Genomic DNA, 9,646 nt, shown 5'->3' with positions numbered 1-9,646 from the left:
ATCCTTGCATGTCTGGTTGGCCGGCGACCCGTCGGAGGATGTGCAGGCGAGCATCGGACGCGGCGGCGTCAGGCAGGTCGTGGTCTTCGGGTCCACGGCTGCCGGGTTTTCCGTTAAGCCGGGGATCGGCGTGTTCTTGCAAGGTGGCGCGATCCCCTGCTCGGTTGGGGTCTTGTTGATATCGGGGAAGCTCACGCCTTGCATGGCGTCGAGGTGATAGAGATAGCCCCAGAATTCCTGGAACCCGTGTGCCGTCGGCAGGGATTCGGTGGTATCTCCGAGATGGTTCTTGCCGAACTCGCCTGTCGAGTAGCCGAGATCATTCAAGAACCTGGCGAGGTGAGGCGTGCCGGCCCGCAGATAGGATGGGCTTCCGGGAATTTCCGGCAGGACCATGCCGACGCGCACCGGCTGCATGCCGGTGATGAAGGCGGTACGACCAGCCGTGCAGCTCTGCTCGGCATAGTAGGTCATGAATTTCGCACCTTCTTTGCCGATGCGATCGATGTTGGGTGTTTCGCCGACCATCAGTCCCTGATGGTAGATGCTCGGCTGCATCCAGCCGATGTCGTCGCCCATGATGAACAGGATGTTGGGCTTGGTTTGCTCCTGCGCCTGGACCATCGAGGTGGTGCTTAGAAGAGCGGCGGCAATGGCCGTTGCCGCTGCAACACAGGTTGCTGCTGCTTTCATATCACATATCCTTCTCTGTCAGCGGCAGCCTCGGCCGGTACGGCTCAGGCTCCCTAAGAACGAGCGAAAGGTTGGGTGAAATGTTCGCCCGACGCGCGAATGCGGATCGGGGCAGTCAAAGACTCCATTCCCCTTGCATGCGACCGATTTTGAAGCGTCAGATGTGCGACGGGACTGTGCAACCTAGATGACGTAACGTCAATCTTATTCGCGCTCAGTCCCGACGCCGCTTTTGGGGGGTGGTCGCTTGCTCAACCATCGATTGATCGCGAACGTGCGAGATCGGGAGCGAAACAAGGCGATCTGCGAATAACGAACGTCCGAAAGCAGACGTAATCAGGTATAGGAGTCTGGCACATGTTTCGAAGGCCTGCCGGTTCGCGCGCCGACAGGCCCCCCATTTTGAAGCGTGCCAGAGAAGGATCAAAGAACACGCCTCACGGACTGACCAACCCTTGCGGGGGGTCTGCTGACGGGAAGGTGTAGACCTAGTCTAGCCCATTCGGCTCCGCTCGATTTAACGTCGTTAGGTCAATCAGGTTCCCAATAAGAAAGCCAGACAACGGTGCAATCTGGTAAGGCGAGACCATCCGCGAGCGAATTGCCGAGCGCGCTAAATCTGACTCGCTAGGCTCAAGGATGCCCAGGCCACGCCGCTCCAAAACACGATCGACAACAATTGTCGTGTGATCGAGCGCGGCGGCTGCTCGGCCTCCTCGGTGGGAAGGTACTTCAGGTAGAGCCCGGGCGTGTATTCAGCCGGCGCGATCGCTGGACCGGTCTCGATCCCGCGCTGCTCTTTCATGCGGCGCTCAAAGGCATGGGTCGCCTCATTCTCCTTGATGTCCTCCTTGATGTCGGCGCGGTTACCCAAACTTGTGCTCTCCGGAGGTCACATTGTTTCTAGACCCATCATCATTCTTTCACCCTTGACTGCCGAGCAGTTCAGGTTACCCTGAGGGAAATACCGGTCTCGATAGCCGGACGGCAAACATGCCTCGTGTGCCTCGCCTTGCGGCGGCGGCTGCGGGGCATTTTTTGCTTTTGGGGGGARATTCTTTGAAGTCGCGCATCGAAATCGGCGTGCTGTATTCGCGCTCGGGCAGCTACCGGCTCGTCGCCGACGCTTGTTATGCCGGCGTCATGCGCGCCATCGCCGACATCAACGCCGATCCAGCAAGCACAATCGAGCTTACGGCCGTCGAGCGCGACCCGGGCGGCAATATCGACCGCTATGCGCCGCTTTGCGATGAGATCCTGCGCCACAGCAGCGCGCGGCACGTCATTGGGTGCGTCACCTCCTGGAGCCGCAAGGAAGTCATCCCCGTCCTGGAGAAGGCCGGCGCAGCACTTTGGTATGCCTGCCCTCATGAAGGTTTCGAGGCAAACGAGCATGTGGTCTACATGCATGCGTGCCCGAACCAGCATCTGGTGCCGCTGCTGGCACATATCGTGCCGCGCTTCGGCACCGATGGCTTCCTGCTTGGTTCCAACTACATCTGGGGTTGGGAAACCAACCGCGTCGCCCGCGACCTCATCGCAGACGCCGGCGGCAAGGTGCTCGGCGAGCGCTATTTGCCGATCGGCGAAACCGATGTCGCGCGGCTGATCGACGAGATCAGGGCGACGCGGCCGGCCTTCATCCTCAACAATTTGATCGGAACCTCATCCTACGCCTTCTTTGCCGCTTATGCCGAGCTGGCGCGCAACGATCCCCATTTCGGGCCGGAAAACTGCCCGATCCTGTCGTGCAACCTCACCGAATGCGAGCTGCCGGCGATCGACGAAGCAGGCAGAGGCCATCTTTCTGTCGGCCCCTACTTCCGCAATGAAAAGACTGCTCTCGGCGACGCGCCAGTCTCCTCCTTCGAAGCGTCGGCCTACGCCTCGGTCAAAGTGTTGGCAAAGGTCCTTTCGGCCAACCCGAAAGCCAGCTTCGCGGAACTGCCCGCACTTTTTGCGACGAACCGGTACCAGACACCGTTCGGCGAGATCGCCATCGACCCACAGACCCAGCATGCAACGCTGCCCGTCGAGATTGGCCGTATCGCGGGCCTGGGCTTCGAACGCGTCAGCCACATCGAGCGCATGGCGCCTGACCCCTATCTTTCGCGCTACGACCGGACCGAAACATTCGGCCGCCCGCGGCTCAAGGTCGTGTCATGAGCCGAAACGCGCATATCCCCAATCTCGGTGGCGCCAAGGCGTTCGTGCTGCACCGTCCGCATGCAACCGTCAGCGCGATCACACGACAGCTCGTAGCCATCGGCCTTCAGGCCATCAATTGCTGGCCCGAGCTGCCGGCGGAAGCGCTGGCCGCGGATTTCGTGTTCTTCGACGTCGACCTTGGCTTCGACCAGCAATTTCCGTGGACGCGCGGCGCAGCCCCCATGCCGACCATCGCGCTGATCGGCTCGGAAGCGCCTGGCCGCATCGAATGGGCATTGTCACAAAAGGCCGATGCGCAATTGCTGAAGCCGGTCGGTAATTCCGGCGTCTACAGTGCGCTGCTCATTGCCCGCCAGAGCTTTGCCGCACGCCGGCAATTGGCCGACGAGATCGCGACGCTGCAGGCGCGGGTGGCGGAGCGCCAGACCATCGTGCGCGCGGTCACTGCATTGATCAGCCAGGGCAGCGACGACGAACGCGCCTACGCGCAATTGCGCTCGCTCGCCATGAACTGGCAGGTCAGCCTCGAAGAAGCTGCCCGGCGCGTCGTCGCCATGACGKAAAAGGAGGGCGGCGTTGACCAGTCCCATCGCGCCTGAGATGCCGGCAATCGCATTGCCGGCGAAACGCCGCGCCGGTGTCTGGAGCCGCCTTCTCAAAAGGCCATTGGCCATGACCGGGCTGGTGATTATCGCCCTCACCGTCCTGGGCGCGCTGTTTGCACCCTATCTCACCGGCTATGATCCCAACGAACAGCTTTTCGACGGGCTGACGCTCGAGGGCGCGCCTTTGCCGCCCAGCGCCACTTTCTGGTTGGGAACCGATCTTCTCGGCCGCGACCTGCTCACCCGCGTGCTCTATGGCGCGCGCACCTCGCTCATCATCGGCATCGTCGCCAATGGCACGGCACTGCTGATCGGCACGCTCGTCGGCATCACCGCCGGCTATTTCCGTGGCTTCATCGGAGCGGCACTGATGCGCTTCACCGACCTGATGATGGCGTTTCCGGCCCTGCTGCTCGCCATCTGCCTTGCCGCGGTGTTCCAGCCCAGCCTGTGGATCGTCGCCATGGTGATCGCGCTGGTCAACTGGGTGCAGACAGCGCGCATCATCTTCACCGAAACAAGCTCGCTCGCTGAACGCGAATTCATCGATGCCGAGCGCACGATCGGCGCGAGCACACCGCGCATCCTGTTTCGCCACATCCTGCCGCATCTTTTGCCGACGATCATCGTCTGGGGCACGCTCGGTATTTCGACCACGGTGCTGCTGGAGGCCACGCTGTCTTATCTCGGTATCGGCGTGCAGCCGCCCGCCGCATCGTGGGGCAACATCATCTTCGAAAACCAGACCTATTTCCAGGCGGCACCTTGGCTGGTGTTTTTTCCAGGTGCGGCGATCCTGGCGCTGGCTCTCGCCTTCAACCTGGTCGGCGACGCGCTGCGCGATATTCTCGACCCCACCCAAAGGGGCCGGGCATGATCGCTTACCTCACCCGCCGCCTCATCCAGGCAGCGCTCATCCTGCTTGGCGTGTCGCTGATCACCTTTGCCTTGCTGTATCTTTTGCCCGCAGATCCGGTGCGCCAGATCGCCGGCCGCAGCGCGACACCGCAGACTGTCGAGAGCATCCGCCAGCAGCTCGGTCTCGACCAGCCTTTCGCCATTCAATACTGGCGCTATCTGACCAACCTGCTGAGTGGCGATCTCGGGCGCTCCTACATCCAGCGCTCGCAAGTCAGCGAACTGATCGTCGCGCGCCTGCCGGCAAGCCTGCTTTTGATGGTCGGCGCCATCTTGTGCGAGCTGGTCATCGGACTGACCATGGGCCTTGTCGCCGCGGTCAAGCGCGGCACGGCCACCGACCAGGCGCTGATGGTCGGCTCGTTCATCGGCGTGTCGGCGCCGCAATTCGTCGTCGGCCTGCTTTTGCTCTACGTCTTCGCCGTCAAGCTCGGCTGGTTTCCGATCGGCGGCTACGGCACCTGGCGGCATATGGTGCTGCCGTCGCTGACGCTCGGCATCCTCGGTGCTGGCTGGTATTCGCGCATGATGCGCTCGTCGATGATCGACGTGCTGCGCCAGGACTACATCCGCACGGCGCGTGCCAAGGGCCTTGCCCAGCGCGCCGTGCTGTTCGGTCACGCATTGCCCAACGCCATCCTGCCCGTCGTCGCCATGATCGGCATCGACATCGGCCTGTTCATGGGCGGCATCGTGGTGGTCGAAAGCGTGTTCGGCTGGCCAGGCATCGGCCAGCTCGCCTGGCAGGCGATCCAGCGCGTCGACATCCCGATCATCATGGGCGTCACGCTGGTGTCTGCCTGCGCCATCGTTCTGGGCAATTTGCTTGCCGACATTGTCGCCCCGTTCATCGACCCGCGCATCAAGCTGCGCTGATCCAAGGCCAACCAAAAGACTGCAAACCAAAAAGGGAACCTCGCATGAAACATTGGCTCACAACGACAGTCGCCACTTCAGCGCTCGCGCTGGCGCTCGGCATGGCTTCGGCCACGGCGCAGGAAACGCTCGACCCGAAAGCCAAGCAGGGCGGCGCCATCACGATCACCTACAAGGACGATGTCGCGACGCTCGACCCGGCAATCGGCTATGACTGGCAGAACTGGTCGATGATCAAGAGCCTGTTCGACGGCCTGATGGACTATGAGCCGGGCACGACCAAGCTTCGTCCCGAGCTCGCCGAAAGCTACGAGATCTCGCCCGACGGCAAGACCTTCACCTTCAAGCTGCGCAAGGGCGTCAAGTTCCACAACGGCCGCGAGATGACGGCCGAGGACGTGAAGTACTCGCTCGACCGCGTCACCAACCCCAAGACCCAGAGCCCAGGCGCCGGCTTCTTTGCCTCGATCAACGGCTATGAAGATTTCGCAGGCGGCAAGTCGGAAAGCCTCTCCGGCGTGACCGTTGTCGACCCCTCGACCGTCAAGATCGAGCTGTCGCGGCCCGACGCCACCTTCCTGCATGTCATGGCGATCAACTTCAGCCATGTCGTGCCCAAGGAAGAGGTCGAGAAATACGGCGCCGATTTCGGCAAGCATCCGGTTGGCACCGGCGCCTACAAGATGGCCGAGTGGACGCTCGGCCAGCGCCTGGTCTTCGAGCGCAACGCCGACTACTGGCACAAGGGCCTGCCCTATATCGACAAGATCACCTTCGAGATCGGCCAGGAGCCGATCGTCGCCCTGCTGCGTCTGCAGAACGGCGAGGTTGACGTTCCCGGCGACGGCATTCCGCCTGCCAAGTTCCAGGAAGTGATGGCCGATCCCGAGCAGAAGGCCCGCGTCGTCGAAGGCGGCCAGTTGCAGACCGGCTACGTCACAATGAACACGCAGATCGCGCCGTTCGACAACGTCAAGGTTCGTCAGGCGGTCAACATGGCGATCAACAAGGATCGCATCGTCAAGCTGATCAACAACCGTGCGGTGCCGGCCAACCAGCCGCTGCCGCCGTCGATGCCGGGCTACGACAAGGACTTCAAGGGCTACGCCTTTGACATCGAGAAGGCCAAGGCACTGCTCGGCGAGGCCGGCCATCCCGACGGCTTTGAAACCGAGCTGTTCGTCATGAACACCGATCCCAACCCGCGTATCGCCCAGGCGATCCAGCAGGATCTGTCGGCGATCGGCATCAAGGCCTCGATCCAGTCGCTCGCCCAGGCAAACGTGATTGCCGCCGGTGGCGAAAAGGACGGCGCTCCGATGATCTGGTCTGGCGGCATGGCCTGGATCGCCGACTTCCCCGATCCGTCCAACTTCTACGGTCCGATCCTCGGCTGCGGTGGCGCGGTACAGGGCGGCTGGAACTGGTCGTGGTACTGCAACAAGGACCTCGACGAAAAGGCGGCTGCCGCCGACTCGATCGTCGATCCTGCCAAGGCCGAAGAGCGCAACAAGATGTGGAGCGACATCTACGCCAAGGTCATGGCGGACGCGCCTTGGGCGCCGGTGTTCAACGAGCAGCGCTTCACCATGAAGTCGCCGCGCATGGGTGGCGACGACAAGCTCTACGTCGACCCGGTCCATATCCCGATCAACTACGACTATGTGTATGTAAACGATGTGCAATAACTGCAACTACACCATCCACGGACGCCACCATCACTTCGGCTGGGACAACTCGTTTGCCCCAGCCGAGCGGGTGGCGCCCGGCTCGACGATCGAATTCGAATGCCTGGATTCGTCGGGTGGCCAGCTCAAGGCCGACAGCACCGTCGGCGACATCGCCAAGCTCGACTTCGGCCAGATCAACCCGGTGACGGGTCCGATCTATGTCGAGGGCGCTGAGCCTGGCGATGCGCTCAAGGTGACGATCGATGCGTTCAAACCGTCCGGCTTCGGCTGGACGGCGAACATTCCAGGCTTCGGCCTGCTCGCCGACGACTTCAAGGACCCGGCGCTGACCATCTGGAAATACGACGCGACCTCGCTCGAGCCGGCGCTGTTCGGCAAGAACGGCCGCGTGCCGCTCAAGCCGTTTGCCGGCACCATCGGCAATGCACCCGCCGAAAACGGCCACCATTCGGTGGTGCCGCCACGGCGCGTCGGCGGCAATCTCGACATCCGCGATCTGGCGGCTGGAACAGTGCTCTATCTGCCGGTCGAGGTTGCAGGCGCGCTGTTTTCGGTCGGCGACACCCATGCCGCCCAAGGCGACGGCGAGGTCTGCGGCACGGCGATCGAAAGCCCGATGAACGTCGTTTTGACGCTCGATCTGGTCAAGGACGCGCGGCTGAAGATGCCGCGCTTCACCACGCCGGGCCCAGTGACGCGTCACCTCGATTCCAAGGGCTACGAAGTGACCACCGGCATCGGGTCTGACCTGATGACGGGCGCCAAGGAAGCCGTCGCCCAGATGGTCGACCTGCTGTCGGCGCGCTACCAGCTTGATCCGGTCGACGCCTACATGCTGGTGTCAGTGTGCGGCGATCTCCGCATCAGCGAGATCGTCGACATGCCAAACTGGGTGGTGTCGTTCTACTTCCCGCGCTGCGTGTTCGAATGACCGCAGTGGTGGACAACAAAAGCGCCGGGGCTGCCGCCCCGGTCGCTGGCAAGCCGGTGCTCGATGTCACCGGGCTGACCGTCTCGGTGCGCGGCGAAGACGGCGAGCGGCCGGTCGTCTCGGACCTCACATTCTCGTTGGCGCGCGGCGAAACCCTTTGCATCGCCGGCGAATCCGGCTCCGGCAAGTCGATGACGTCGCTGGCCATCATGGCGCTGCTGCCGCAGCCGGCAGCCAGGATTTCCGCCGGTTCGATCAGGCTTGGCGACACCGATCTCGCAACGCTTGATGAAGGCCGCATGCGCCGCATCCGCGGCAATCGCGTCGCCATGATCTTCCAGGAGCCGATGACCTCGCTSAATCCGGTGYTTTCGATCGGGCGGCAGCTGGTCGAGGCCATCGAGACCCATACCGGTTTTTCGCGTGCGGAATCGCGCAAGCTCGCGATCGAAGCGCTTACAGCCGTGCGCATTCCCGAAGCCGAAAGCCGGCTCAAGCAATATCCGCACGAGCTCTCCGGCGGCATGCGCCAGCGCGTCATGATCGCCATGGCGCTGGCGCTGAAGCCAGACGTGCTGATCGCCGACGAGCCGACCACAGCGCTCGACGTCACCGTGCAGGGCGAGGTGCTCGAACTTCTGCGCGACCTGCAGCGCCAGCATGGCACCAGCATCATCCTCATCACCCACGACATGGGCGTCGTCGCCGAGATGGCCGACCGCGTCATCATCATGCGCAACGGGCGCATGGTCGAGCAGGGCAAGGTCGCCGACATCTTCGAGCGGCCCGAAGTCGACTATACCCGCGACCTTCTCGCCGCCGTGCCGCGCATGGGCACTGGCGCCGCGCGCCATGGCTCCCGCGACAAGACCGAGCAGACAAATCCGGCGGCGGTCGCCGTGGCGCGCGATCTGCATGTACGTTTCGACCTGCATGGCGGCTTCTTCGGCCGGGTCAACCGTAGGGTGCATGCTGTTGAAGGCATAAACTTCTCCATCGCACCCAACGAGACGCTGTCGCTGGTCGGCGAATCCGGCTGCGGCAAGTCGACGACGGCGAAGGCCCTTGCCGGCCTGGTGCCTTACAGCGGCGAACTTTCGATCGGCGGGCGCAATTTGTCCGGCCTTGGCCGACACGAGCGCAAGGCGGTGCGCCGCGACGTCCAGATGATCTTCCAGGACCCTTACGCCTCGCTCGATCCGCGCATGCGCGTTGGCGATCTCGTCGCCGAGCCGCTCCTGATCCACAACATCGGCACACCAAAGGAGCGAAGCGAGCGCGTCGCTGCCCTGTTCGAGCGCGTGGGCCTGTCAGCTGACCAGATGGAACGCTACCCGCACGAGTTTTCCGGCGGCCAGCGCCAGCGTATCTGCATCGCCCGCGCCTTGGCGCTGCGGCCGAAGCTGATCATCGCCGACGAGAGCGTCTCGGCGCTCGACGTGTCGGTTCAGGCGCGCGTGCTGGAATTGCTGAAGGAACTGCAACGCGAATTCGGCGTCGCCTATTTGTTCATCTCGCATGACATGGCGGTGGTGGAAAACATCTCCGACCGAGTCGCGGTGATGTATCTCGGCMAGMTCGTCGAGATGGGCACGCGCGACCAGATTTTTGCCAATCCGCGTCACCCCTATACAAAGCGGCTGATCGAGGCCGTGCCGATTCCCGACCCGGTGCAGCGTCGTGTTCGTTTCGCACGCATGGACAGGGAAATCCCAAGCCCGGTTCGCAAACTCGGCGACGAGCCAAGGAAGCTTGTGCTCGAG

Annotated in this window: 9 protein-coding genes; 7 read left to right on the top strand and 2 right to left on the bottom strand. The window is 62.8% G+C overall.

What is annotated here, in order from left to right:
• Together AC1DWF_RS27385 and AC1DWF_RS27380 are read right to left on the bottom strand one after the other, a co-directional pair.
• A partial coding sequence (locus AC1DWF_RS27385; protein ID WP_476842280.1) for a sulfatase-like hydrolase/transferase occupies positions 1 to 693 on the bottom strand: 693 nt, incomplete at its 3' end.
• 613 nt (positions 694 to 1,306) lie between these two features.
• Entirely contained in the window at positions 1,307 to 1,567 is a 261-nt protein-coding gene (locus tag AC1DWF_RS27380) for a hypothetical protein (RefSeq protein WP_476782014.1), read from the bottom strand.
• A gap of 185 nt (positions 1,568 to 1,752) precedes the next feature.
• Here AC1DWF_RS27380 and AC1DWF_RS27375 point away from each other — a divergent pair, with 185 nt between their 5' ends.
• The 7 genes from AC1DWF_RS27375 to AC1DWF_RS27345 form a co-directional block, all read left to right on the top strand.
• The gene (locus tag AC1DWF_RS27375; RefSeq protein WP_476782013.1) at positions 1,753 to 2,859 is read left to right on the top strand and encodes a transporter substrate-binding protein; all 1,107 of its coding nucleotides are present in this window, start codon (positions 1,753 to 1,755) and stop codon (positions 2,857 to 2,859) included.
• Positions 2,856 to 3,461, top strand: a complete 606-nt coding sequence (locus AC1DWF_RS27370) for an ANTAR domain-containing response regulator (RefSeq protein ID WP_476842279.1) — start codon at positions 2,856 to 2,858, stop codon at positions 3,459 to 3,461. Before AC1DWF_RS27375 ends, AC1DWF_RS27370 begins: the two co-directional genes overlap by 4 nt.
• A 1-nt stretch (position 3,462) precedes the next feature.
• Positions 3,463 to 4,344 carry an ABC transporter permease gene (locus tag AC1DWF_RS27365; protein WP_476782016.1) on the top strand — a complete coding sequence of 294 codons (882 nt, stop codon included), beginning with the start codon at positions 3,463 to 3,465 and terminating at the stop codon, positions 4,342 to 4,344.
• Positions 4,341 to 5,261 (top strand): ABC transporter permease, encoded by a 921-nt coding sequence (locus AC1DWF_RS27360; RefSeq protein ID WP_476782011.1) that lies wholly within the window; start codon positions 4,341 to 4,343, stop codon positions 5,259 to 5,261. The genes AC1DWF_RS27365 and AC1DWF_RS27360 overlap by 4 nt, the downstream gene beginning before the upstream one ends.
• 101 nt (positions 5,262 to 5,362) lie before the next feature.
• Complete coding sequence (locus AC1DWF_RS27355; protein WP_476782015.1) at positions 5,363 to 6,949, top strand: ABC transporter substrate-binding protein; 1,587 nt, start codon at positions 5,363 to 5,365, stop codon at positions 6,947 to 6,949.
• Positions 6,939 to 7,883, top strand: coding sequence for an acetamidase/formamidase family protein (locus AC1DWF_RS27350; protein WP_476782010.1), 945 nt, complete (start codon positions 6,939 to 6,941; stop codon positions 7,881 to 7,883). Before AC1DWF_RS27355 ends, AC1DWF_RS27350 begins: the two co-directional genes overlap by 11 nt.
• 8 nt (positions 7,884 to 7,891) lie before the next feature.
• Positions 7,892 to 9,646: ABC transporter ATP-binding protein (locus AC1DWF_RS27345; RefSeq protein WP_476842278.1), on the top strand; the 1,755-nt coding region annotated here is incomplete at its 3' end.

The organism is Aminobacter sp. P4_D5, assembly GCF_056401815.1.
The sequence above is the reverse complement of the archived record's forward strand: the minus strand, read 5'-3'. Positions and strand labels throughout refer to the sequence as shown.

Coding starts and splice junctions, on each gene's coding strand:
- AC1DWF_RS27360 (WP_476782011.1), top strand. CDS start 4,341: ATGATCGCTTACCTCACCCGCCGCCTCATCCAGGCAGCGCTCATCCTG.
- AC1DWF_RS27350 (WP_476782010.1), top strand. CDS start 6,939: ATGTGCAATAACTGCAACTACACCATCCACGGACGCCACCATCACTTC.
- AC1DWF_RS27365 (WP_476782016.1), top strand. CDS start 3,463: ATGCCGGCAATCGCATTGCCGGCGAAACGCCGCGCCGGTGTCTGGAGC.
- AC1DWF_RS27355 (WP_476782015.1), top strand. CDS start 5,363: ATGGCTTCGGCCACGGCGCAGGAAACGCTCGACCCGAAAGCCAAGCAG.